Origin of the sequence: Streptomyces sp. NEAU-W12 (genome assembly GCF_026242095.1) — a bacterium.
Lineage (GTDB): Bacteria > Actinomycetota > Actinomycetes > Streptomycetales > Streptomycetaceae > Streptomyces.
Genome location: NZ_JAPJDM010000002.1, coordinates 421014 through 443949, shown reverse-complemented (window position 1 = coordinate 443949; position 22936 = coordinate 421014). Strand labels below are relative to the sequence as shown.

Genomic DNA, 22936 nt, shown 5'->3' with positions numbered 1-22936 from the left:
CTCACCCGTTCGCCACTAATCCCCACCGAAGTGGTTCATCGTTCGACTTGCATGTGTTAAGCACGCCGCCAGCGTTCGTCCTGAGCCAGGATCAAACTCTCCGTGAATGTTTTCCCGTGATCGGGAATGACACGCACGAGAGCGGAACGGTCGGGCGGAATGAGCCCGGCCGTTCACAGCGTCCTCGCTGTGTTTGTTTCAAAGGAACCTCGTCCCGGCCGAACGGCCGGAGACGGGGTATCAACATATCTGGCGTTGATTTTTGGCACGCTGTTGAGTTCTCAAGGAACGGACGCTTCCTTTGTACTCACCCTCTCGGGCTTTCCTCCGGGCGCTTCCCTTCGGTCTTGCGTTTCCGACTCTATCAGACTCTTTCGCGTCTGCCCCGGTCGGCGGGAATGTCATCGGGCTTTGGGCTTTCGCCCGTCGGCCTTTCGACATTCACTACGTTAGCCGATTCCCTCGCTCGATTCATAATCGGGCTTCACCGGTTTGGAATTCGGACATGCGAACATGGCGAACCCGACCCCGTTGAGGGCGATCTTGAGTAGTGGGTTGACCGCTTCCGGCTGCAGGCGAACGCCGTACCCGGTTCAGCGGCTCGGGCCACATTACGCACCTTCCAGGCCCGAGTCAACCTCTCGGCTTCGCCGACGCTTCGGTACGTGGCCCGGTACGGGCTCACCGTCGGGTCGCCGGCCCTCCAGAGGCGCCGGGGGCGCCCGGCTCCGTCGCCGGAGAGTCCGGTGCGCGGGACGTTGCGTACCTGGTCAGAAAGTACCGGAGCGCCGATGGGATCCGCAGCGGAGTGTCGTCCGGAGGCACAGGCGTCCGTGCCGTCAGGGGCCGTTGCCAGGCGGGCCGGCGCGGAAGGCGCACGGCCGCTCAGGCTCCGGCGGACGGCTTGGCTCTCGGGCTCAGTCGGTACGCCGAGACCGTTGGGTCACCGGCGAGGTAGAAGCGGTGCTGCCAGTCGTGGGCTCTGCTCACGCCTACCCGAGGACCGACCCGGATGAGTGCGGCGGGTACCGGCTCACCCTCGGACAACGTGACCGGGGCGCCTGTCAGCAGATCCGTGCCGTTGTGCTCTGCCGTGATGCCGAGCGCTTGGCAGAAGTTCCCCGGACCCCGCGCAAGGCGTGGGCTCTCGACCTTCGCCCCTCGCCGCTTGCGTGCCAGGTCCTCCCCTTCGACGATCCTGCCTGCGCGGACAAGGACGGCCGAGGCGATGCCCGCTGTTCCGGTGACGATGTTGGCGCACCAGTGGAGACCGTGAGAGCGGTAGACGTACAGGTCTCCTGCCGGTCCGAACATGACGGCGTTGCGGGGTGTCCTGCCCCGGTAGGCGTGGGAGGCGGGGTCGGCCGCACCGGAGTACGCCTCGGTCTCCGTGATGGTGATGCTCACGGTTCCCTCGGGGGTCTCGTGGGTGAGGACGGCACCGAGCAGCCTGGGGGCGACTTCTTCAGCGGGGTGAGCGAGATCCATGACGTTCATGCTGACCGCCTTGACATGCCGTAGGTGAAGGAGACGTACACGTGGCCGGGTGGACCGGACATCACGCCGTCGCGGGCGGTGCGGCCCCGACAGGCGTGGGAGCCCGGACCGTTGCGGCCGTCGTAGGCTTCGACCTCCGTCAGCCGGAGGGTGATCGGACCGTCCGGGGTGGTACGCGCGACGAGCCGGCCGAGGAGGCCGGGGCGACCTCGGGGACGGGGCGGTCGAAGAGCTGTCCGTGCAGGGGCGTACGGTCGGGGGTCGCGATCATGGCGTCCGAGAGTACTCCGGGCTGCCGCTGCCACGGGGCGGCCACAGGGCGCCGCAATCGCAAGGGTGACGGAACCGGCCAGGGCCGGATCGCGTTGTTAGGGATCGAAGGTCCACATGTGGCGACGACGCGATAGAGAACGACAAGGGGAGAGACATGGCGTTCAAGAAGCTGCTCGCGAGCCTGGGAGCCGGCGGGGCTTCGGTCGAGACGGTGCTGCACGAGGTCAACGTCGTTCCGGGTGGGGTCGTCCAGGGTGAGGTGCGGATCCAGGGCGGGTCCGTGAACCAGCAGATCGAGGGTCTGTCGGTCGGGCTGCAGGCCAAGGTCGAGGTCGAGAGCGGCGACGAGGAGTACAAGCAGAACATCGAGTTCACCAAGTCGTCGCTCGGTGGGGCCTTCGAGCTCGAGGCGGGCGCGGTGCACGCGGTGCCGTTCGGGCTGGAGATCCCCTGGGAGACGCCGATCACGATGATCGACGGGCAGGCGCTGCGCGGGATGAACATCGGTGTGACCACGGAGCTGGCGATCGCTCGGGCCGTGGACTCCGGTGACCTGGACCCGATCAACGTGCACCCGCTGCCGGCGCAGAAGGCGATCCTGGACGCGTTCATCCAGCTGGGCTTCCGGTTCAAGAGCGCGGACATGGAGCGCGGCCAGGTCCGGGGGACGCGTCAGCGGCTGCCGTTCTACCAGGAGATCGAGTTCTTCCCGCCGCAGCAGTACCACGGGCTGCACCAGGTCGAGCTGACCTTCGTGGCCGACGAGCAGGCGATGGACGTCGTGCTGGAGATGGACAAGAAGCCCGGTCTGTTCAGTGAGGGCAGCGACACCTTCCGGTCCTTCATGGTGGGGCTGAACGACTACCAGGGCACCGACTGGACCGCCTACCTCAACCAGTGGCTGTCCGAGGTCGGCAGCAAGCGCAACTGGTTCTAGGCTCGGTTCCCACTGAACGCAGGCGATCAGCAGGAGGTACCGAGGTGACCGAGCTCGAGCGGCGTCCGCTTCCCCATGACTTCCACCCGCCCGTACCGTCGTTCACGGTGACGAGCAGGGAGGTCGAGGAGGGCGCGACGCTCCAGGAGGCCCAGGTGCAGGCAGGCGGCAACACCTCGCCGCAGTTGCACTGGGCGGGCTTCCCGCCGGAGACCAAGAGTTTCGCGGTGACCTGCTACGACCCGGACGCCCCGACGGGGAGCGGGTTCTGGCACTGGGTGGTGTTCGACATCCCGGCCTCGGTGACCGAACTGCCGACCGGTGCGGGCAGCGGTGGGCCCGGGGGTCTGCCCGAGGGCGCGGTTCAGGCGCGCAACGACTACGGCACCAAGGACTTCGGCGGTGCGGCACCGCCGCCCGGGGACGGACCGCACCGGTATGTGTTCACGGTGTACGCGGTGGATCAGGAGAAGCTCGGTCCGGACTCGGACGCGTCTCCCGCTGTCGTGGGCTTCAACCTGCGGTTCCACACGATCGCGCGGGCCCGGCTGATCGGTGAGTACGAGGTGCCCGCAGGCTCCTGACCCGATCCCGGCGTTCACAGAACGTTTGCCCGCCCCCGGTCTTGGAATTGATCAGGGGCGGGCATTTTTGTTGCCGGGGGCGGGGGAACACCTCCCGTGTGAAGCAGCAGATATTGCGTTGTCCATCTCGGCGTGCCCGGCCAGAGTTGGTCCCGGTCCGCCGAAGGGCGGGCCGGTGCGCACGGGAGGTGGGCTGGTATGCGGGACACGCTGGTACTGAACGCGAGCTTCGAGCCGTTGTCGACGGTGACGCTGAACCGAGCCGTCGTTCTGGTGCTTCAGGACAAGGCGGTCGTCGAGCAGGCCCACCCCGAAATGCGGATGCGTGGAGCCGCGGTCGACATACCGGCGCCTCGGGTGATCAGGCTCTGCCAATACGTCAGGGTGCCGTTCCGAAGACGGGCGCCGTGGTCGAGGCGGGGTGTCCTGGTGCGCGACCGGAACCGGTGCGCGTACTGCGGGGGGCGGGCCACCACCGTGGACCACGTGGTGCCGCGGTCGCACGGTGGCCAGGACACCTGGCTGAACACGGTGGCCTCGTGCGCACAGGACAACCACCGCAAGGCGAACCGGACGCCGGAGCAGGCGGGGATGCCGCTGCTGCGGCAGCCCTTCGAACCGACGCCGGCGGACGCGATGCTGCTGGCGCTGGGGCGGGAGGACTTCGACGCGCTGCCGGAGTGGCTGGCCCAGCCCGCCGCCTGAGCCGGCCGCCTGGGTCCGCAGCCTGGCAGCTGCTTCTCGTACGTGCACGGCGGGGGGCCGCCGGGCCCGGGCCGCGGGGCCCCCCCCGGTGGGCGGGGCCGCGGGTCCGGGGCGGGCCCGGGGGGGGCCCCGCTTCCCGAGGGAAGCGGGCCCCCGCCGTTTCGCCGTTCCCATTCTGCCGGTCGCCCGGTCAGTCGATGGAGGGCTTCTCCCGGCGCTCCGTGGCGGCGCCCGAGTTGCCGTTGCCGCCGCTCTGACCGCCGCCGCCGAGGCCACCGAAGTTGCCCATGGCGCCGGACAGGCCCTTGAGCGCGTCCCCGATCTCGCTGGGGACGATCCACAGTTTGTTGGCGTCGCCCTCGGCGATCTTCGGGAGCATCTGGAGGTACTGGTAGGAGAGCAGCTTCTGGTCGGGGTCGCCCGCGTGGATCGCCTCGAAGACCGTGCGGACGGCCTGGGCCTCGCCCTCGGCCCTGAGTGCCGCCGCCTTGGCCTCACCCTCGGCACGCAGGATCTGGGACTGCTTCTCGCCCTCGGCACGCAGGATCTCGGACTGCCGGACACCTTCGGCCTGGAGGATCGCGGCGCGCTTGTCGCGGTCCGCGCGCATCTGCTTCTCCATCGAGTCCTGGATGGAGGTGGGCGGCTCGATCGCCTTGAGTTCGACACGGTTGACGCGGATGCCCCACTTGCCGGTGGCTTCGTCGAGGACGCCGCGCAGGGCCGCGTTGATCTCCTCACGGGAGGTCAGGGTGCGCTCGAGGTCCATGCCACCGATGATGTTGCGCAGGGTGGTGACGGTGAGCTGTTCGATCGCCTGGATGTAGCTGGCGACCTCGTAGGTCGCCGCCCGCGCATCGGTCACCTGGTAGTAGATGACGGTGTCGATGTTGACGACCAGGTTGTCCTGGGTGATCACCGGCTGGGGCGGGAACGGGACGACCTGTTCGCGCAGGTCGATGCGGTTGCGGATGGTGTCGATGAACGGGACGACGATATTGAGGCCCGCGTTGAGTGTGCGTGTGTAGCGGCCGAAGCGCTCGACGATGGCGGCGCTCGCCTGTGGAATGACTTGGATCGTCTTGATCAGGGCGATGAAGACCAACACCACCAGGATGATCAGAACGATGATGACCGGTTCCATCGTCGGTTCCCCGTACCCTTCTTCGCCTCGGCGCCTTCGGAGGATCTTACGGCTGTTGAGGATCTTGCTGGTCGAGTCTGCCAGAACGTAGTACAACTCGCTGGCCGTTCGGTCCAGTTGTGGTCCTGTGGGAACACGTCGCGCGAGGTCGTTCGCGCAGGTCTCGCGGTCACATGACGATCGCCGTGGCTCCCTCGATCTCCACGACGTCCACTTCCTGGCCGACTTCGTAGGCGTGGCCGGAGTCGAGGGCGCGTGCCGACCACACCTCGCCGGCCAGTTTGATCCGGCCGCCGGAGCCGTCGACCCGCTCCAGCACGACGGCCTGTCTGCCCTTCAGGGCGTCCACGCCGGTGGCGTGTTGGGGGCGGCCCGCGCGTTGTCGCTTCGCGATGGGCCGTACGACGGCGATGAGAGCGGTCGAGACGACGGCGAAGACCACTACCTGGGCCACGGCGCCGCCACCGAAGACTCCGGAGACCACCGCGGCGGCGATGGCACCCACCGCGAGCATGCCGAGTTCGGGCATCGCGGTGACCACCAGCACGATGCCGAGTACTGCCGCGCCGATCAGCCACCAGAGCCATGCGTCGATGTCCACATGGTCATGGTAGGACCGCGCACCCGGTCGCCGACAGAGCGCCCGGGGTGTGAACGGGCTTTCTCGGCCCGCTTCTTGAGGCGGACGCGTCCCGGCGCGTCCCGGGACCTGCTCCGTGGTTCTCCGCCGTTCCTCCCCGGGGGCGGGTCCGGGCCGCCGGCCTCGAACCCCGGGCGTCAGGCCATCGGGAGGCCCTGCGCGGTCCAGCGGTCACCGACCTGCTCCACGACCAGCGGGAGGCCGAAGCAGAGGGAGAGGTTGCGGGAGGTGAGGTCGAGTTCCAGTGGGCCGGCGGCGAGGATCCTGCCCTGACGGATCATCAGTACGTGGGTGAACCCGGGGGCGATCTCCTCGACGTGGTGCGTGACCATGACCATGGAGGGGGCGATCGGGTCGCGGGCGAGGCGGCCGAGGCGGCGTACGAGGTCCTCGCGGCCTCCGAGGTCGAGGCCGGCGGCGGGCTCGTCGAGGAGCAGCAGCTCGGGGTCGGTCATCAGCGCGCGGGCGATGAGGGTGCGCTTGCGCTCGCCCTCGGAGAGGGTGCCGAACTCGCGGTCCACGAACTCGGACATGCCGAGACGGTCGAGGAAGGCGCGGGCGCGCTGCTCGTCGACCTCCTCGTACTCCTCCTGCCAGCCGGCGGTCATGCCGTAGGCGGCGGTCAGTACGGTCTGCAGGACCGTCTGGCGCTTGGGGAGTTTGTCGGCCATGCCGTTTCCGGCGATGCCGATGCGCGGGCGCAGTTCGAAGACGTCGGTGCCGGGGGCGCCGAGGGTCTCGCCGAGGATGGTGGCGGTGCCCGCGGTGGGGAACAGGTAGCTGGAGGCGATGTTGAGGAGGGTGGTCTTGCCGGCTCCGTTGGGGCCGAGGATGACCCAGCGCTCGCCCTCCTTGACCGACCAGGACACCTGGTCCACCAGAGCCCGGCCCTCGCGGACCACGGATACGTCCTGAAGCTCCAGAACATCGCTCATGAGCGCGTTGTCTCCCCTTGCAGTGTGGCCGGGTCCCGGCTGTGTCGTACACCTGTGGTCGGTCCGCCGCACCCGTGGGCGCAGCCCTTCATGAAATCTACGCCACCGGTCGACCCGGGCATCCCATCGGTCCGGTCCTTAGGGTGGGGGCATGCTCTCGGAACCACGTTCAGGACGTCTGACCTCATGGGGAAATGCCCTTGTTGCCGGTCTTGTCTCGCCGGACGACGCCGTGCTCGCCGTCGTCGGTGACGACGCGGTGCACCGGGTGGAGGGGGTGCCGGGCGAGTCCGCGCCGGTGGGCCTCACGCTGGCGCTGGGGCGGCTGCGGGCGCTCGGGGCGACCGGGCTGCGGATCGCGCTGCCCACGCCGGGGCATCCGCTGGGGCTGAGCGGGCCGCCGGAGTTCAACGCGCGGGCGCTGGAGGCGGGGGAGGCGGTGGTGGGTCACGGAGCCGCCTTCGGGCTGGTGCCCCGGGTGCGGGAGGCCGGGCCCGAGGGTGACGTGCACGTGGAGGTCGTCTGGCACTGCCTGCCGGTACGGGAGGCGCCGCCCGCCGATGTGCCCTCGCTCGGCGAGGCGGAGCGGGAACTGGCGGAGGCGTTGCGGGAGGCGACCGAGGTCCTGACGCGGCTGGACCTGGCCGGGTCGGGACCGGTGGCCGAGGCGGCGGTCGACGCGTACCGGGCGCGGGCGGAGGCGGGGCGTCAGGTGCTGGCGCCGGGATACCCGCCGCGGGCGGTGCGGGTGCTGGAGCTGGCGCAGCGGGTCGGGGCGCTGGTCACGCTGGCCCGTACGAGCGGGCACGGGGGCGCGGTGAGCGCGTCGGAGATGGCGGCGCGCGGGGAGGCGCTGCGGCCGGTGGAGCGGACGGCCCGGCGGGCGCAGGTCGCGGCGTACAACTCCGTGGTGGAGGAACGGGAGCGTGGCGTGAGGTGAACGCTGGTCGCCCCCGACGGTCCCGGCCGCACCGACGGTGACGACCGGCCTCCCGGGCGGGGCCGGGAGGCCGGGGTCGTCACCGGGTCGGTGACAGACGTCAGCCGTTGACCGCCACGTTGCCGAAGGCGGGGTTCAGCAGACCGATCACGTTGACGCTGTTGCCGGACACGTTGACCGGGACGTCGACCGGGACCTGGACGACATTGCCCGAGACGACGCCCGGGGAGCCCACGGCCTTGCCGTCGGCGTGCGCGCCGTCGGTGGCGGAGGCCATGCCCGTGCCGGCGGCGAGCAGTCCGCCGGCCATCATCGTCACGGCCGCCGCCTTCTTCAGGTTCTTCACTTTCCGAGCCCTCCTCGCGGTCACCGCGGCAGGCGCCGCGGTACGCACGGGACAACGGCGGGGACCGAAGAAGGATGCGCCATCCGAGGGTCATTCCCACGACAGTATGAATCTCGGACCGGAAGGGAACCGTCCGCCCGGCCCCGGACGTCACGGCGCCCCGGACGTCACGTGCTCACCCCGTGGCGTACGGCCCACAGGGCGGCCTGGGTGCGGTCCGAGAGGTCGAGTTTCATCAGGATGTTCGAGACGTGCGTCTTCACGGTCTTCTCGGACAGCACCAGGGCGCGGGCGATCTCCCGGTTGGAGCGGCCGTCCGCTATGAGGCCGAGCACCTCGCGTTCCCGCTCCGTGAGCGACCCGGCGCGGCCCTGGCCCGAGTGGGTCTCCTCCTGGGCCAGCAGGGCACCGGCGACCTCCGCCTGGAGGAGGACGTGCCCGGCGTGGACGGAGCGGATGGCGCCGGCGAGCGCGTCGGGGTCGATGTCCTTGTACACGTATCCGGCGGCGCCCGCACGCAGGGCCGGGACCACGGTGCGCTGCTCGGTGAAGCTGGTGACGATCAACACGCGTGCGGGGTGCTCCAGTTCGCGGAGCCGGCGCAGGGCGTCCACTCCGTCCATGCCCGGCATCCTGACGTCCATCAGGATCACGTCGGGCCGCAGTTCGTCGGCGAGGGCGACTCCTTCGGCGCCGTCCGCGGCCTCCCCGACGACCTCGATGTCGTCCTGCACCTCGAGGAAGGTGCGCAGGCCCCGGCGGACCACCTGGTGGTCGTCCACCAGCAGCACCCTGATCGCGTCAGCCACCGGGAACCTCCATCTCGATCGTGGTGCCCTTGCCGGGCGCCGATTCCACGGTCAGGCTGCCGCCGGCCCCGCTCGCCCGGTCACGCATGGAGACCAGGCCGAGATGGCGTCCCGCGCGGCGGACGGTCCCCGGGTCGAAGCCCTTGCCGTCGTCGGCGACCCGCAGGACGGCGCCACCGCCCCGGCGTTCCAGGGTGACGTCCACCTGGCCGGCCTCCGCGTGCCGCAGCGCGTTGTGCAGCGCCTCCTGGGCGACACGCAGCACCGCTTCCTCCTGGGTGGCCGGCAGGGCACGCGCCCCGTGGCCGGTGAAGGTCACGCGCGCGCTGTGGGCGCGGTCGAGGACCTGGACCTGGGTGCGGAGGGTCGCGACGAGACCGTCCTCGTCGAGGGCGGCGGGGCGCAGCTCGACGACCGCGGCGCGCAGCTCCTCGGCGGCCTCGGCCGCCAGGGCGGCGACCTGCTGGAGTTCGCCCTTGGCCCGGAAGGGGTCGCGGTCCACGAGGCGGGCGGCCGCCTGGGCGGTGAGCCGCAGGGAGAACAGTTTCTGGCTGACGGCGTCGTGGAGTTCGTGGGCGAGGCGGGAACGCTCCTCGGCGATGGTCAGTTCGCGGCTGCGCTCGTAGAGCCGGGCGTTGGTGAGGGCGATCGCGGCGTGCTGGGCCAGGATGCCGAGTACGTCCTCGTCGTCCTGGGTGAATCCGCAGGTGCCTGCCGGCGCGGGAGCGCCCGGGGCCCGCGCGGGGTGCGCCTCGACGGGCCTCAGCTTGTTGGCGAGGAAGAGGGCCCCGATGACCTCGTCGCCGTCGCGGACGGGCAGGCCCAGGAAGTCGACCAGATCGGGGTGGGCACTGGGCCAGCCCTCGAAGCGGGGGTCCCTGCGCACGTCGGCGAGGCGCTGGGGCCTGTCCTCGCGCAGCATCGCGGCGAGAATGCCGTGCTGGCGCGGGAGGGGGCCGATGGCCTTCCACTGCGCGTCGCTGACGCCGTCGACCACGAACTGGGCGAAGCCGCCGTGGTCGTCGGGGACGCCGAGCGCGGCGTACTGCGCGTCGAGCAGCTCACGGGCCGAGGCGACGATCGTCTTGAGGACGTCACGCACCTCGAGGTGCCTGCTCATGGCCAGCAGCGCGGTGCTCACCGCGGCGAGGCCTGACGGGGGACCGTGGCTCATGTCCTCACGGTACCGGCGGGCTGCGGTGCCGCGGATCCGTCCGGAGACGGCGACGGCCCGGGCCGGAGGTCGTAGGACCCCGGGTGCGCCGGGAGCCGCCGACGGCCGGTCCACGTACCGGCCGAGACCCCTCACGGAGTGACTTGCTCCAGCAACATTCCGTAAGGGTGAGGAGTGACGGATGTGAGGCCGGGCATAGGGCGCACGTCACGTACGAACACGCATAGGAGATACATAACGGACACGCATGCCGGGCGTATAGTCCGATTCGCCCGGCATGAGCACCCCTGATCCACTACCCGTCTTCGTACGTCACACCTTTGCCTCGCCATTTTGCGGCCGCTAAGAATGGCTCCCGTCGCTCAGCGCCGTGGGTTCTCCCGCACGGCGTTCGTGCCGGAACAACCACTGTCCCCACCGGACGTTGAGCGACCTCCGCGCTATTCGAAGAGGTCCCCCACCCATGTCGAAGAACCTCCTCATCCGTGGGCACGCCCGTGCTCTGAACCGCCATCACAAGGTCGCCGTCGCCGGTGTCGCCGCCTTCGGCGCCGCGGCCATCGGTTTCTCGGCCACGCCGAGCGACGCGTCGACGACCACCACGAGCGAGGCGGCCTCCACCGCACGGATCGCCTACAGCACCGAGCCGATCAAGGACGTCAGGGGCACCGTCACCGACCAGCTGGCCGGCGCCGGTGTGAAGACCGAGCTGATCTCCGCGAAGAAGAAGGCCGCCGCCGACGCCGCGGCCGAGAAGAAGGCCGGGAAGAAGGCCGCCGCGGCCGCCGCGAAGAAGAAGACCGAGCGCGAGAGCGAGAGCGACCGGGCGGGCCGCTCCGGCGACCGTCAGTGGGAGGGCCGGCAGGGCGACACCGGCAAGCCCGCCCGGAAGGCCTACGCCGACAACCTCGACGGCTGGATCCGCGAGTCCCTGGACATCATGAAGAAGCGTGGCATCCCGGGTTCCTACGAGGGCATCCACCGCAACATCATCCGGGAGTCCTCGGGCAACCCGAAGGCCATCAACCTCTGGGACATCAACGCCCAGAACGGCATCCCGTCCAAGGGTCTGCTGCAGGTGATCCCGCCGACGTTCTCGGCGTACCACGTCCCGGGCACGTCGAAGAACATCTACGACCCGGTCGCGAACATCACCGCCGCCTGCAACTACGCGGCGGACCGGTACGGCTCCATGGACAACGTCAACAGCGCGTACTGAGGTCGGCGCGGACCTCTTCTCGCGACCCGACGCGAACCGGTACGCCGAAGGGCGGCACCCCCCTGACGGGGTGCCGCCCTTCGGGGCGTACGGCGCGCGGGCGGCCGCTTCGGCTACTTGCGCATGACCTCGGGCTCGTGGCGGCGCAGGAAGCGGGCCACGAAGAAGCCGCAGACCACGCCGAGGGCGACGAGCGCGCCCATGTCCATGAACCAGGCCCCGGCCGTGTGCTCCCACAGCGGGTCGGTGTCGCCCGGCGTCTCCGGCGGGCTGATCCGGTTGAAGTCCAGCGTGGCACCGGCGGCGGCGACCGCCCAGCGCGACGGCATCAGGAACGAGAACTGGTTGACGCCCACCGCGCCGTGCAGCGCGAACAGGCATCCGGTGAACACGACCTGGATGATCGCGAACATCACCAGCAGCGGCATGGTCTTCTCGGCGGTCTTCACCAGCGCGGAGATGATCAGGCCGAACATCATCGAGGTGAAGCCCAGCGCCATGATCGGGATGGACAGCTCGAGCAGCGTGAAGCCTCCGAGAACCAGCCCCTCCTCGGGAAGCTCCCTGCTGGAGAAGCCGATGACGCCGACCAGCAGGCCCTGCAGCACGGTGACCATGCCGAGCACGAAGACCTTGGACATCAGGTAGGCCGAGCGGGACAGACCGGTCGCACGTTCCCGCTCGTAGATGACCCGTTCCTTGATCAGCTCACGTACGGAGTTCGCGGCACCGGCGAAGCAGGCACCGACCGCGAGGATCAGCAGGACCGTGGTCGCCGTGCCGTTCGGAATGATCCGGCCGGCCGCGTTGGGCTCGTTCGGCAGCAGCCCCCTGTCGGGATCGATGAGGAGGCTGACCGCGCCGAGCACGGCCGGAAGGATCACCGTCAGGGCGAGGAAGCCCTTGTCGGAGACGATCACCGAGACGTAGCGGCGTACCAGTGTGACGAACTGCGACATCCAGCCCTGCGGCTTCGGCGGCCGCATCGCCTGCATCACCGGGACCTGTACGGACTGCGGCGCGACCGCGTCGATGTCCGCGGCGTACATCTGGTAGTGCTGCGAGCCCTTCCAGCGGCCCGCCCAGTCGTAGTCGCGGTAGTTCTCGAAGGCGGAGAAGACGTCGGCCCAGGTGTCGTAGCCGAAGAAGTTCAGGGCTTCCTCGGGTGGGCCGAAGTAGGCGACGGAACCACCGGGCGCCATCACCAGGAGCTTGTCGCAGATCGCCAGCTCCGCCACGGAGTGGGTGACGACGAGGACGGTGCGCCCGTCGTCGGCGAGTCCGCGCAGCAGCTGCATGACATCGCGGTCCATGCCCGGGTCGAGGCCCGAGGTGGGCTCGTCCAGGAAGATCAGCGACGGCTTGGTGAGCAGCTCCAGCGCCACCGAGACCCGCTTGCGCTGGCCGCCGGAGAGGGACGTGACCTTCTTGTCCTTGTGGATGTCCAGCTTCAGCTCGCGCAGCACCTCGTCGATGCGGGCGTCGCGCTCGGCGGCCGTGGTGTCGGCCGGGAAGCGGAGCTTGGCCGCGTACTTGAGGGCCTTCTTGACGGTCAGCTCCTTGTGCAGGATGTCGTCCTGCGGGACCAGACCGATGCGCTGGCGCAGCTCGGCGAACTGCTTGTACAGGTTGCGGTTGTCGTAGAGGACCTCGCCCTGGTCGGCGGGCCGGTACCCGGTGAGCGCCTTGAGCAGGGTGGACTTGCCGGAGCCGGACGGGCCGATGACCGCGATCAGTGACTTCTCGGGCACACCGAAGGAGACGTCCTTGAGGATCTGCTTGCCGCCGTCGACCGTGACGGTCAGGTGCCGGGCGGAGAAGGAGACCTCGCCGGTGTCGACGAACTCCTCGAGCCGGTCGCCGACGATCCGGAACGTCGAGTGGCCGACGCCCACGATGTCGGTCGGGCCGAGCAGCTGCGTGCCGCCCTTGGCGATCGGCATACCGTTGACGTAGGTGCCGTTGTGCGAGCCCAGGTCGCGGATCTCCATGCGGCCGTCGGGCGTCGAGTGGAACTCGGCGTGGTGGCGGGAGACCTGCAGGTCGGAGACGACCAGGTCGTTCTCCAACGCACGGCCTATCCGCATCACGCGGCCGAGCGAGAACTGGTGGAACGTGGTCGGACTGCGGTCGCCGTACATCGGCGGCGCCCCCGCCGCGCCACCGGGACCCTGCTGCTGGGGAACGTGCGGCGCGGACTGCTGCGGCGCCGGCGGCTGGTGCCGGCCGCCCTGGGCCTGCGCCTGCTGCTGCCCCTGCTGGACCCAGCCCGGGGCCGCCCCCTGCGCCCCCTGCGCGGCGTACGGCTGCTGCGGCCGTGCCTGCGGCGAGGCGGCCGGAGCAGCGGCCGCGGCAGCGGTCAGGGCCACGCGCGGGCCGTCGGTCGCGTTGCCCAGGTTCAGCGCCGTGTCGGAGCTGATCTCCAGATGGTGGATCCGCTGGCCCTGCGTGAAGGTGCCGTTGGTGCTGCCGTGGTCCACGACGACCCAGGTGCGGCCGTTGAAGCTGATCGTGGCGTGACGCCAGGAGACCCTGGCGTCGTCCAGCACGACGTCCCCCTGCGGATCACGTCCCAGGGTGTACGACCTGGACGGATCGAGCGTCCAGGTCCGTCCGTTTGATTCCAGTACGAGTTCCGGCACTTCATGCCCCACTGAGTTGTCCCCCGAATTTCCCCCGTCGCAGGGAGTCTAGGGATGTCGAACATCGGGGGGAACTATTTCAGGCTCGGCACCCTGACCGAAAGCCGGGCCTTGCGAAGCGGGCGCCCGGATGCTGTCGGCGCCGCCGTCGGCGGGGTGGAAACCGGGCCGGAGAGGGGTGATCCGCGCGTGGGGGACGTGCGCGGCCACCTGGCCGCGGAGCGGATCGGGGGCTCGCCACGAACGCTGCCACGGGCGTCGGTACCGCATCGCGTGACACCCGCGTGCCGTGGGCGGACGTCGTGATGTCCGCCCACGCCGCGGTGAGCCGGGCGCTGATCGGGATGGCGGGGACGGCGGTGCCGGGGCTGCGTCTGCTGGACGCGGACCCGGCGGGTTCGCCGGGGCCGATGGCGGCGGCGGTGACGGCGCCGGCGGCCGGTGGTTCGGGCGCCCCGTCCGGCGACGTGTCGGCGTTCGGCCTGTCGGACGCGCAGGCGAGCGCGACCGTCGAGATCACGCCGCTGGGAGTGGGTCCGGCCGGTGCGCTGCTGTTGCCGTACTTCTTCCTACGGTCCCTGCGGGCCGCGGGCGCCGTGGTGTCACCAGCCGGACTCGTCGCCCGCGCGAACACGGCCGTGGCGTTCTTCGTGGCGATGTCGGGCGGACTGGTGTGGGCGGGGCGCGACGCCGTGACGCTCGACGGGGGCGCGCTGGGTCCCGACGACCTGCCGGACGGCGGACGGGCCTCCCGGGACGGCAGCATGCCGGGCGGGCCGGACACGGGCGGGCCGGACGGGACGGTGTCTCCGGCGCTCCCACCGTGGTCCGTCCCGTCGAGCCGCCTCCGCGCGGCCGGCCCCGAGGCGGCCGGCCCGGGAGCAGCGGGAACGGACGGGGTTCCGGGCACGGCTCTGGGCCGTCGGCCGGGAGGCGGTCGGCGTTGTGGCCGGACGAGGGGCCACCGCCCCACCGCCCGTGCCGTGCAGGCCCGGCGGTGGGCGGTGAGGGAGACGGGAAGGACCGCGAGGAGGGCGGCCGCCCGGGCGCGCAAGGTCCGGGACACCTCGGCGACGCCGAGAGTTCGCTGTCCGCCAGACGGACCTCGGGCGCGCGGGGCACTGCGTGCCGGATACGGTGGGAACACCATGAGCGCATCGCAGACCTCGGACGTTCCCACACTCCTCGTCAAGATCTTCGGCAAGGACAGGCCGGGCCTCACAGCCGGTCTCTTCGACACTCTCGCCGCCTACTCCGTCGATGTGGTCGACATCGAGCAGGTCGTCACGCGTGGCCGGATCGTGCTGTGCGCGCTCGTGACCGAGCCGGCGCAGGGCCTGGAGGGCAGTCTGCGGGCCACCGTCCACAGCTGGGCGGAGTCCATGAAGCTCCAGGCGGAGATCATCTCCGGCATCGGTGACAACCGTCCGCGCGGGCTCGGCCGTTCCCTGGTCACCGTGCTGGGCCACCCGCTCACCGCCGAGACGACGGCGGCGATCGCCGCGCGGATCACCCGGTCCGGCGCCAATATCGACCGTGTCTTCCGGCTCGCCAAATACCCGGTGACCGCGGTGGAGTTCGCGGTGTCCGGGGTGGAGACGGAGCCGCTGCGCACCGCCCTGGTGACCGACGCGGCGAAGCTCGGGGTCGATGTCGCCGTCGTCTCGGCCGGACTGCACCGGCGGGCTCAGCGTCTGGTCGTCATGGATGTGGACTCCACGCTCATCCAGGACGAGGTGATCGAGCTCTTCGCCGCCCACGCCGGGTGCCAGGACAAGGTCGCCGAAGTGACCGAGGCGGCGATGCGCGGGGAACTCGACTTCGAGCAGTCACTGCACGCGCGCGTGCAGTTGCTGGCGGGGCTGGACGCCTCCGTGGTGGACAAGGTGCGCAGCGAGGTACGGCTGACGCCGGGCGCCCGCACCCTGGTCCGCACGCTGAAGCGGCTCGGCTACCAGGTGGGGGTGGTCTCCGGAGGGTTCACCCAGGTCACGGACGATCTGAAGGAGCGGCTGGCGCTGGACTTCGCCCACGCCAACACCCTGGAGATCGTCGACGGGAAGCTGACCGGCAGGGTCACGGGCGAGATCGTGGACCGGGCGGGCAAGGCGCGGCTGCTGCGCCGGTTCGCCGCCGCAGCGGGGGTTCCGCTGTCGCAGACCGTGGCGATCGGCGACGGCGCGAATGATTTGGACATGCTCAACGCGGCGGGTCTCGGGGTCGCCTTCAATGCCAAGCCGGTGGTGCGTCAGGCCGCCCACACCGCGGTGAACTTCCCTTTCCTGGACACCGTCCTGTATCTGCTGGGCATCACGCGCGAAGAGGTCGAGGCAGCGGACGTCCTCGACCTGGACTGAGCCGCGCGAGGAGGTCACGGCCACCGGCGCCCTCGCGGGAGCGGGGCCCTCGCGGGAGCGGGGCCCGGCGCCTGGTCCGCTTCGCCGGTACCGGGCCCGCTGTCATGCCGCGAGGGTCACTCGCTGGGAGCCCAGTAGTCGAGCAGGGTGGCGGCGCCCGGCTCCAGTGACTTCCAGGGACCGGCGAAGGACAGCACGGCGAACGCGGCGGCCGGATAGCCGCGACGGCTCATCCGTTCGCCCGCGTCCCCCTCGGCCGATCCGGCGAGGACCTCGGCCACTCCCTGGACGCCGGGGTTGTGGCCGACGAGGAGCACGTTCTGCGCATCGTCCGGGATCTCGTTCAGCAGGGCGATCAGCTCACCGGGAGAGGCCTCGTAGATCCGCTCCTCATACACGGTCTTCGGTCGCTGCGGGAACTCGTGGACCGCGAGTTTCCACGTCTCCCGGGTCCGGGTCGCGGTGGAGCACAGGGCCAGATCGAAGGCGATGGCGGAGTCGACGAGCTTGCGTCCGGCGACTGCGGCGTCCGTCCTGCCGCGCTCGGCGAGCGGGCGTTCGTGGTCGGTCACCGGTGGCCAGTCGGCCTTCGCATGCCGGAAAAGGACAATCCTGCGAGGTTCTGCGACGCTCATGTGACCCAGCTTCGCATGAAACAGGCCATGAGGCGCAGGGAGTTGAAGGCCGCTTCCGGGGTGCTCAGCGGGCTATGAGCTGCTGTGCCCGCTCGATGAGGTGGGTGATCCCGGGCTCGGCGGCCGCCGCGTGCGCGTCGGCGGGGTTCAGGACCAGGGTGAGCAGGGCGACGAAGGCGAGCGCGGGCAGGGTGAGGGCCCACCACGGCAGCCGGATGTCGATGCCGCCCCGGGGAGCCGGGTGGGGCCGGGTGCGCGTGCGCGCGGACATGGGGTCTCCGCCCTTCGAGGGGTCCGTGTCCGCGTCTCGCGGCCACATCTCGAAGGTAGGTACTCCCGGGCCGTCAACCCATCCGGTGACCCACCCACTTCCCCCTGAGGCCGGCCCCCTAGGGGGTGGGGGTGCCGGCACCCCCTGAGCCCCGGCCGGGGCGGCGGGGTGTCACGGCGCCAGGATGCTCGCGATCACACCGATGACGACGAAGATGGCGAAGAACGCGCCGAAGACGAGCAGCATCTTCTTCTGGCCGTTCTGGGGGTTCGGGTCGAGGACTGGCATGGGCCAAGTCTCGCACCCGTCGGCGGTGCGACGTGCTCCGGGGCGGGGTGGAGCGGGGCAGGGTTCGGGCGCGGAAACCGGGGGCCGCGGGCTCAGCGGGCGGCCGCCGCCTCGTCCTCCACCGTGCGGGCGCGGCCTGCCAGCACGCCGGCGATCATCTGCGGGACCAGCAGGGCGGCCATGAGCGCGAGGGGGAGGCCCCAGCCTCCGCTGTGCTGGTAGAGGACGCCCACCAGGAGAGGGCCCGGGATGGAGATCAGATAGCCGGTGCTCTGCGCGAAGGCCGACAGCTTGGCCACACCCGCGGCGGACCCGGCCCGCATCCCGACCATGGTGAGCGCGAGCGGGAAGGCGCAGTTGGCGATGCCCAGCAGCAGCGCCCAGGCCAGGGCGCCGGCGGCGGGCGCGAAGTACAGCCCGGCGTATCCGATCAGGCCGCTCGCACCGAGCACGACCACGATCGGGCCCTGCCGGGGCAGCCGTGTGGCGACGCGCGGGATGACGAAGGCGAGCGGCACTCCCATCACCATGGTGAGCGCGAGGAGCAGCCCGGCGGTGCCCGCGCCGACGCCCGCGTCCCGGAAGATCTGCGCCATCCAGCCCATGGTGATGTAGGCGGCGGTGGCCTGGAGCCCGAAGAAGACGGCGAGCGCCCAGGCGGTCCTGCTGCGGGTGATCCGCAGCTCGGACGCGGGCTCCTGCTCCCGTGGCGGGTGCTGTCCGAAGACCTGTTGCCCCGGTGCGTCCCCTCCCCGCGTGTGCCGTTCCGTTCCGCGCCGCTCCCGCGCGGGCGTCCGCTCCGCCGGCGCCCGGCCCCGCTCCCCCACGAACGGGAGCCAGGGCAGTACGGCGGCCGCGGCGAGCGCGGCCCACAGGGCGAGTCCCGACTCCCAGTCCCCGCCCAGCGCCTCGGCCGCCGGCACGGTCACCGCGGCGGCCAGGGCCGTGCCGAGGGCGAGGGCCATGGAGTACAGGCCGGTCATGGAGCCGACCCGGTCCGGGAACCACTGCTTGACGATGACCGGCATCAGGACGTTGCTGACGGCGATGCCCATGAGCGCGAGGGCGCTGGCCGCCAGGAAGCCCGCCGTGCTCCCCGTGAACGGGCGGATGAGCAGACCGGTGCCGATGGCGGCCATGCCGGCGCACACCACCGCACCCGGCCCGAGGCGGCGGGCCAGCCGCGGGGCGGTGACACCGAAGACGGCGAAGCACAGCGGGGGCACGGAGGTGAGCAGCCCGGCCGTGGTGCCGCTCATGCCGAGCCCGGTGCGGACCTCCTCGAGCAGCGCCCCGAGACTGGTGATGGCGGGGCGGAGGTTCAGCGCCGCCACCACGATGCCGACGACGAGCAGCCGCATCGTCCACGCGCGCGCGTCGGGCCGTCCGGCCCCGCCCGCCGTCCGGTCACCGGGCTCCGTGCCGTCGGACGCCGGAGCCGCCGTGCACACCGTCGTGGACGTGACCGTCCGGGATTCCTCACCAGCCATGAGACCCATCATAGAATCATAGGATGATTGGTTGTCCATGTCCGGGACGCCGCCCGATGCCTCCGTCGTGCGAAGGTGTGTCATGCCCCTGAGCCACCCCCGTCGTTCCGCACTGTCCGAGCAGGTCATCGCCGCTCTGCGCGCCCAGATCACCTCGGGCGAGTGGCCGGTCGGCTCCCGCATTCCGACCGAGCCGGAGCTGGTCGAGCAGTTGGGAGTGGCCCGTAACACGGTCCGTGAGGCCGTCCGCGCGCTGGCGCACAACGGGCTGCTGGCCATCCGCCAGGGCTCGGGCACGTATGTCGTCGCCACGAGCGAACTGGCGGGTGTGATGCACCGCCGCTTCGCCGACGCCGACCCCGGGCACGTCGCGGAACTGCGCTCCACCCTGGAGGCGTCCGCGGCGCGGCTGGCCGCCCGGCGGCGCACCGAGAAGGACCTCAGGCAGCTCGACACGCTGCTGCTGCGCCGCGAGCAGGCCTGGGCCTCGGGTGCGGCGGAACCGTTCGTGGCGGCGGACGCCACCTTCCACCTCGCCGTCGTGGCCGCGTCCCACAACGACGTGCTGACCGCCCTGTACGCGGACCTGAGCGAGGTGCTGCGGGACTGGCTGCGCGACGACGTGGGCCAGGAGCTGACCCCCGAGACGCACATGGACCACGCGCGGCTGCTGGACGCGATCCGCGCGGGTGACGCGGCGACGGCGGCCGAGGAGGCCGCCGCCTACCCGTTCGCGTGCCGTCCGGGGCGCGTCAGCCCGCCTTCCGGTGACTGATCCACGCCGTCCCGACCTCGTCCCAGCAGCGCCCGTCGAGCCGTACGGTCTGTGCGGGACCGGCGGCCACCGGAGGGCTGTCGCTGTCGAGGTCCCACCAACGGAGGCACTCGATGTGCAGGCGCACGTGGTCGGTGTCCGGATAGGGGTTGTGGCAGTACGCGGTCACCCAGGACCCGTCGACCCCGATCCGGCAGGCGGCACCGAACGGATCGTCGGCCGCCGTGTCGCCCGATCCCGCGTCGGCGGGGTGCACGCGCGCGTGCGGCATCGCGTCGTACGGCATCGCGTCGTACGAGAGGATCGGCACGAGGCCGATACCGGCAGCGACGGCGACGGTCATCGAGGCCAGGCGGTAGGAGCGCACAAGGGGACCTCCTCGGCCGTGCTGGGGAGGGGGGATCACGCGGCGGACGCGTACTCCACGGTCCCCTGCCGGCGCCGGACCCCGCCTGTCCTGCTGAGCCGGTCGGGTGACAGGGCCGAGGGCCCGCACCCCCCGGGGTACGGGCCCTGGACGACTCCTGCGGGAAGGACGCGACAGGACGATCGAGCCGCTAGGCGCCGACGGCGTGCAGTCCGCCGTCCACGTGCACGATCTCGCCCGTGGTCTTCGGGAACCAGTCGCTCAGCAGGGCGACGACACCGCGGCCGGCCGGCTCCGGGTCCTTCAGGTCCCACTCCAGCGGGGCACGGTGGTCCCACACGGAGGCCAGCTCGCCGAAGCCCGGGATGGACTTGGCGGCCATGGAGCCGATCGGACCCGCCGAGATCAGGTTGCAGCGGATGTTCTGCTTGCCCAGGTCACGCGCCATGTAGCGGCTGGTCGCCTCCAGGGCGGCCTTGGCCGGGCCCATCCAGTCGTACTGCGGCCAGGCGTACTGGGCGTCGAAGGTGAGGCCGACCACGGAGCCGCCGTTCTGCATCAGCGGCAGGCAGGCCATGGTCAGCGACTTCAGGGAGAACGCCGAGACGTGCATGGCCGTGGCGACCGACTCGAACGGCGTGTTGAGGAAGTTGCCGCCCAGCGCGTCCTGCGGCGCGAAGCCGATGGAGTGCACGACGCCGTCGAGGCCGCCGAGCTCCTCGCCCACGACGTCCGCGAGACGGCCCAGGTGCTCCTCGTTGGTCACGTCGAGCTCGATGACCTTGGTGGGCTTGGGCAGCTTCCTGGCGATGCGCTCGGTCAGCGTGGGCCGCGGGAAGGCGGTCAGGATGATCTCGGCGCCCTGTTCCTGGGCCAGCCGAGCCGTGTGGAAGGCGATGGAGGACTCCATCAGCACACCGGTGATCAGGACGCGCTTGCCCTCGAGAATTCCGCTCATGTCGTTCAGTGACCCATTCCCAGTCCGCCGTCAACGGGAATGACGGCTCCAGTGATGTACGAGGCGTCGTCCGAGGCGAGGAACCGCACCGCGGCGGCGATCTCCCCCGGCTGCGCGTACCGGCCGAGCGGCACCTGCGACACGATGCCCGCGCGCTGCTCGTCGGTGAGCACCTTGGTCATGTCGGTGTCGACGAAGCCGGGCGCGACGACGTTGAAGGTGATGTTGCGCGAGCCCAGCTCACGGGCGAGGGAGCGCGCGAAGCCGACCAGGCCGGCCTTGGAGGCGGCGTAGTTCGCCTGCCCCGCCTGGCCGGCCAGGCCCACCACCGAGGAGATCAGGACGACCCGGCCCTTACGGGCACGCAGCATGGCGCGGTTGGCGCGCTTGACGACCCGGAAGGTGCCGGTGAGGTTGGTGTCGACGACCGAGGTGAAGTCCTCCTCGGACATGCGCATCAGGAGCTGGTCCTTGGTGATGCCGGCATTGGCGACGAGCACCTCGACCGGGCCGTGCTGGGCCTCGATCTCCTTGTAGGCCTGCTCCACCTGCTCGGAGTCGGTGATGTCGCACTTGACGGCGAGGCAGCCCAACTCCGCGAGGGCGGCCGGCGGCTCGCCCGAGCGGTAGGTGATGGCGACCTTGTCGCCGGCGTCGGCGAACGCGCGGGCGATGGCGAGGCCGATGCCCCGGTTGCCTCCGGTGACGAGAACCGAGCGGCTCAACGGATCACCCTTTCGATAACGGTCTCTCCCCCGCCCGCACACCCGAACGACAGGCGGCGACGACAGAGGGCTTCCCCGAAAACCTATCGGTCGGAACGCGTCGAAGGGCATTGGAGCACCGACAGTGGCCGATGGGACTCGCTGTCGGATCCCTACAGAAACGCCCCGGTCCTCAGTCGTTCATACCAGGTGCGTGAGCGGGCAGGCCCTCGGCGCGAGCGGTCTCGAGCATTCTGCGGTCATAGGTCACCAGGGCGGTCGGGTCGTCCCGCAGCGAGAGCGCGCTGGCCACGTGGAGCGCGTCCAGCGTCCTCAGGCGTCCCACGAGCAGGGCCGCTCCGTCACGCACCTCTCGCGTGAGGAGGATCTCGGTGATTCGGGCGTCCAGGTCCTCCATCACCTTGGGGAAGTGCCCCATGAGGCCCAGGGTCCGTACGGTCTCCACGAGGCCGAGCGTGCTCGTGGCGAGCGGCTCCGTGACCCGCTGCTGGAGGAAGGCGTCCAACGCTCCCCAGTGGTTGCGCCGGGTCATCCAGGTGACCAGCGCCGAGGTGTCCACGTAGATCAACGCTCGTCCTCTTCGCGCTCGGCCAGCAGCAGCGCCAGAGGGCCGGCGTCCTCCGCCACCTCGTAGTGCGGCATGTCATGCCGATCGGCGGCGGTGACCGGCTTCAGCTTGATCTTCCCCTGTGCCACCAGATGCGCGTACCGCTCCATGGGGCCGCCGGCCGGGGACAGTATCGCGATCACGCTGCCGTGCCGGGTGACCTCGAAGAGGCGCCACATGGTCACGAGCATCCCGTCGACCCCGGTTGCGGGGAGTGCCGTTTCGACGGCCCTGCGGACACTGTCCAGGTCGCGGGCAGCCGCGGTCGGAGGCGGGAAGCCCGTGTCCAGGGTGACCTTCGAGTCGTCGCGCCACGGTCCCCGGACGAGGGAAACGCCGGTGGTGGTCGCCGAGCAGGTCGTGTCGGAGATCGCCTGGTAGGAGCAGCCGAACCGCAGAAGCTGCAACAGCTTGTCGAACACGATCCGGTCGCTGGTACGGCGGCGGTGGCACCCCAGCGGGTGGGACGGATCGACCGTAGGGCGTTCGGGCAAGAACACCGCGAATTGGCCCCGGAGCGGGTCAGTCAGCCATGAAGGAAGCACGGGTACAGGTCCCCCCAGTGATCACGGAGCGTCGCAACTCCATGATCACCGGGACCTGGGCCCGACTTGTCGC

General features: G+C 70.7%; 23 protein-coding genes, 1 rRNA gene and 3 pseudogenes. 8 read left to right on the top strand and 19 right to left on the bottom strand.

Going from position 1 to position 22936, the window contains the following annotated elements; translation table 11 throughout:
• From ORI94_RS04295 to ORI94_RS35470, 3 genes and pseudogenes are all read right to left on the bottom strand, one after another.
• Positions 1-107 (bottom strand): 16S ribosomal RNA (locus ORI94_RS04295); the annotation flags it as partial.
• A 778-nt stretch (positions 108-885) separates the two neighbouring features.
• Positions 886-1497 (bottom strand): DNA-3-methyladenine glycosylase, encoded by a 612-nt coding sequence (locus ORI94_RS04290; protein WP_266072513.1) that lies wholly within the window; start codon positions 1495-1497, stop codon positions 886-888.
• A 14-nt stretch (positions 1498-1511) separates the two neighbouring features.
• Positions 1512-1768 (bottom strand): annotated as a pseudogene (locus tag ORI94_RS35470) (DNA-3-methyladenine glycosylase); the annotation flags it as partial.
• 156 nt (positions 1769-1924) lie between these two features.
• On the opposite strand from ORI94_RS35470, the gene ORI94_RS04275 reads away from it, so the two are divergent.
• The 3 genes from ORI94_RS04275 (at position 1925) to ORI94_RS04265 (ending at position 3996) form a co-directional block, all read left to right on the top strand.
• Positions 1925-2707 carry a sporulation protein gene (locus ORI94_RS04275; protein ID WP_266072511.1) on the top strand — a complete coding sequence of 261 codons (783 nt, stop codon included), beginning with the start codon at positions 1925-1927 and terminating at the stop codon, positions 2705-2707.
• A gap of 44 nt (positions 2708-2751) precedes the next feature.
• Positions 2752-3291, top strand: a complete 540-nt coding sequence (locus ORI94_RS04270) for a YbhB/YbcL family Raf kinase inhibitor-like protein (RefSeq protein WP_266072509.1) — start codon at positions 2752-2754, stop codon at positions 3289-3291.
• A gap of 198 nt (positions 3292-3489) precedes the next feature.
• A complete protein-coding gene (locus tag ORI94_RS04265; protein WP_266072506.1) occupies positions 3490-3996 on the top strand; it encodes an HNH endonuclease in 507 nt (168 codons plus the stop codon).
• A 190-nt stretch (positions 3997-4186) separates the two neighbouring features.
• Here the strand turns inward: ORI94_RS04265 and ORI94_RS04260 are convergent, their stop codons facing one another.
• The 3 genes from ORI94_RS04260 to ORI94_RS04250 form a co-directional block, all read right to left on the bottom strand.
• Positions 4187-5140: an SPFH domain-containing protein gene (locus tag ORI94_RS04260; RefSeq protein ID WP_266072504.1), complete on the bottom strand. Its 954-nt coding sequence runs from the start codon at positions 5138-5140 to the stop codon at positions 4187-4189.
• Positions 5141-5309: 169 nt separating this feature from the next.
• Positions 5310-5741, bottom strand: a complete 432-nt coding sequence (locus ORI94_RS04255) for an NfeD family protein (RefSeq protein ID WP_266072502.1) — start codon at positions 5739-5741, stop codon at positions 5310-5312.
• 176 nt (positions 5742-5917) lie between these two features.
• A complete protein-coding gene (locus ORI94_RS04250) occupies positions 5918-6715 on the bottom strand; it encodes an ABC transporter ATP-binding protein (RefSeq protein ID WP_266072500.1) in 798 nt (265 codons plus the stop codon).
• Positions 6716-6866: 151 nt separating this feature from the next.
• Here ORI94_RS04250 and ORI94_RS04245 point away from each other — a divergent pair, with 151 nt between their 5' ends.
• Positions 6867-7655 carry a hypothetical protein gene (locus ORI94_RS04245; protein WP_266072498.1) on the top strand — a complete coding sequence of 263 codons (789 nt, stop codon included), beginning with the start codon at positions 6867-6869 and terminating at the stop codon, positions 7653-7655.
• Between the two features lie 100 nt (positions 7656-7755).
• Here the strand turns inward: ORI94_RS04245 and ORI94_RS04240 are convergent, their stop codons facing one another.
• From ORI94_RS04240 to ORI94_RS04230, 3 genes are all read right to left on the bottom strand, one after another.
• Positions 7756-8001: a chaplin gene (locus ORI94_RS04240; RefSeq protein ID WP_042166525.1), complete on the bottom strand. Its 246-nt coding sequence runs from the start codon at positions 7999-8001 to the stop codon at positions 7756-7758.
• Between the two features lie 167 nt (positions 8002-8168).
• Positions 8169-8810, bottom strand: a complete 642-nt coding sequence (locus ORI94_RS04235) for a response regulator (RefSeq protein WP_266072495.1) — start codon at positions 8808-8810, stop codon at positions 8169-8171.
• Positions 8803-9984, bottom strand: a complete 1182-nt coding sequence (locus ORI94_RS04230; RefSeq protein ID WP_266072493.1) for a GAF domain-containing sensor histidine kinase — start codon at positions 9982-9984, stop codon at positions 8803-8805. Before ORI94_RS04230 ends, ORI94_RS04235 begins: the two co-directional genes overlap by 8 nt.
• Positions 9985-10447: 463 nt before the next feature.
• Between ORI94_RS04230 and ORI94_RS04225 the strand changes: the two genes are divergently transcribed.
• The gene (locus ORI94_RS04225) at positions 10448-11203 is read left to right on the top strand and encodes a transglycosylase SLT domain-containing protein (RefSeq protein WP_266072491.1); all 756 of its coding nucleotides are present in this window, start codon (positions 10448-10450) and stop codon (positions 11201-11203) included.
• A 113-nt stretch (positions 11204-11316) separates the two neighbouring features.
• Here the strand turns inward: ORI94_RS04225 and ORI94_RS04220 are convergent, their stop codons facing one another.
• Positions 11317-13857 (bottom strand): FHA domain-containing protein, encoded by a 2541-nt coding sequence (locus tag ORI94_RS04220; protein WP_266072489.1) that lies wholly within the window; start codon positions 13855-13857, stop codon positions 11317-11319.
• Between the two features lie 293 nt (positions 13858-14150).
• Between ORI94_RS04220 and ORI94_RS04215 the strand changes: the two are divergent.
• A pseudogene (locus ORI94_RS04215) lies at positions 14151-14534 on the top strand (streptophobe family protein); the annotation flags it as partial.
• Between the two features lie 459 nt (positions 14535-14993).
• Positions 14994-16202 carry a phosphoserine phosphatase SerB gene (gene serB / locus ORI94_RS04210; protein WP_266072574.1) on the top strand — a complete coding sequence of 403 codons (1209 nt, stop codon included), beginning with the start codon at positions 14994-14996 and terminating at the stop codon, positions 16200-16202.
• 116 nt (positions 16203-16318) lie between these two features.
• Here the strand turns inward: serB and ORI94_RS04205 are convergent, their stop codons facing one another.
• The 4 genes from ORI94_RS04205 to ORI94_RS04190 form a co-directional block, all read right to left on the bottom strand.
• Positions 16319-16837, bottom strand: coding sequence for a SixA phosphatase family protein (locus tag ORI94_RS04205; protein ID WP_266072487.1), 519 nt, complete (start codon positions 16835-16837; stop codon positions 16319-16321).
• Positions 16838-16901: 64 nt separating this feature from the next.
• Complete coding sequence (locus ORI94_RS04200) at positions 16902-17108, bottom strand: hypothetical protein (protein ID WP_266072485.1); 207 nt, start codon at positions 17106-17108, stop codon at positions 16902-16904.
• A 171-nt stretch (positions 17109-17279) separates the two neighbouring features.
• Positions 17280-17396, bottom strand: a complete 117-nt coding sequence (locus tag ORI94_RS04195; protein WP_266072483.1) for an SGM_5486 family transporter-associated protein — start codon at positions 17394-17396, stop codon at positions 17280-17282.
• Between the two features lie 92 nt (positions 17397-17488).
• On the bottom strand, positions 17489-18898 hold the full coding sequence (locus ORI94_RS04190) for a CynX/NimT family MFS transporter (RefSeq protein WP_266072482.1): 1410 nt from the start codon (positions 18896-18898) through the stop codon (positions 17489-17491).
• Positions 18899-18968: 70 nt separating this feature from the next.
• On the opposite strand from ORI94_RS04190, the gene ORI94_RS04185 reads away from it, so the two are divergent.
• Positions 18969-19661 (top strand): FadR/GntR family transcriptional regulator, encoded by a 693-nt coding sequence (locus ORI94_RS04185; RefSeq protein ID WP_266072480.1) that lies wholly within the window; start codon positions 18969-18971, stop codon positions 19659-19661.
• Here ORI94_RS04185 and ORI94_RS04180 read toward each other — a convergent pair.
• From ORI94_RS04180 to ORI94_RS04160, 5 genes and pseudogenes are all read right to left on the bottom strand, one after another.
• On the bottom strand, positions 19639-20004 hold the full coding sequence (locus ORI94_RS04180; RefSeq protein WP_266072572.1) for a hypothetical protein: 366 nt from the start codon (positions 20002-20004) through the stop codon (positions 19639-19641). The two genes, ORI94_RS04185 and ORI94_RS04180, sit on opposite strands and share 23 nt — an antisense overlap.
• A 214-nt stretch (positions 20005-20218) precedes the next feature.
• Positions 20219-20986, bottom strand: a complete 768-nt coding sequence (fabI, locus tag ORI94_RS04175) for an enoyl-ACP reductase FabI (protein WP_257849775.1) — start codon at positions 20984-20986, stop codon at positions 20219-20221.
• A 5-nt stretch (positions 20987-20991) separates the two neighbouring features.
• A complete protein-coding gene (gene fabG / locus ORI94_RS04170; RefSeq protein ID WP_266072476.1) occupies positions 20992-21711 on the bottom strand; it encodes a 3-oxoacyl-[acyl-carrier-protein] reductase in 720 nt (239 codons plus the stop codon).
• Between the two features lie 172 nt (positions 21712-21883).
• Positions 21884-22270, bottom strand: coding sequence for a type II toxin-antitoxin system VapC family toxin (locus ORI94_RS04165; protein ID WP_266072570.1), 387 nt, complete (start codon positions 22268-22270; stop codon positions 21884-21886).
• 389 nt (positions 22271-22659) lie between these two features.
• Positions 22660-22881 (bottom strand): annotated as a pseudogene (locus ORI94_RS04160) (IS5/IS1182 family transposase); the annotation flags it as partial.
• Between the last annotated feature and the right edge of the window lie 55 nt (positions 22882-22936).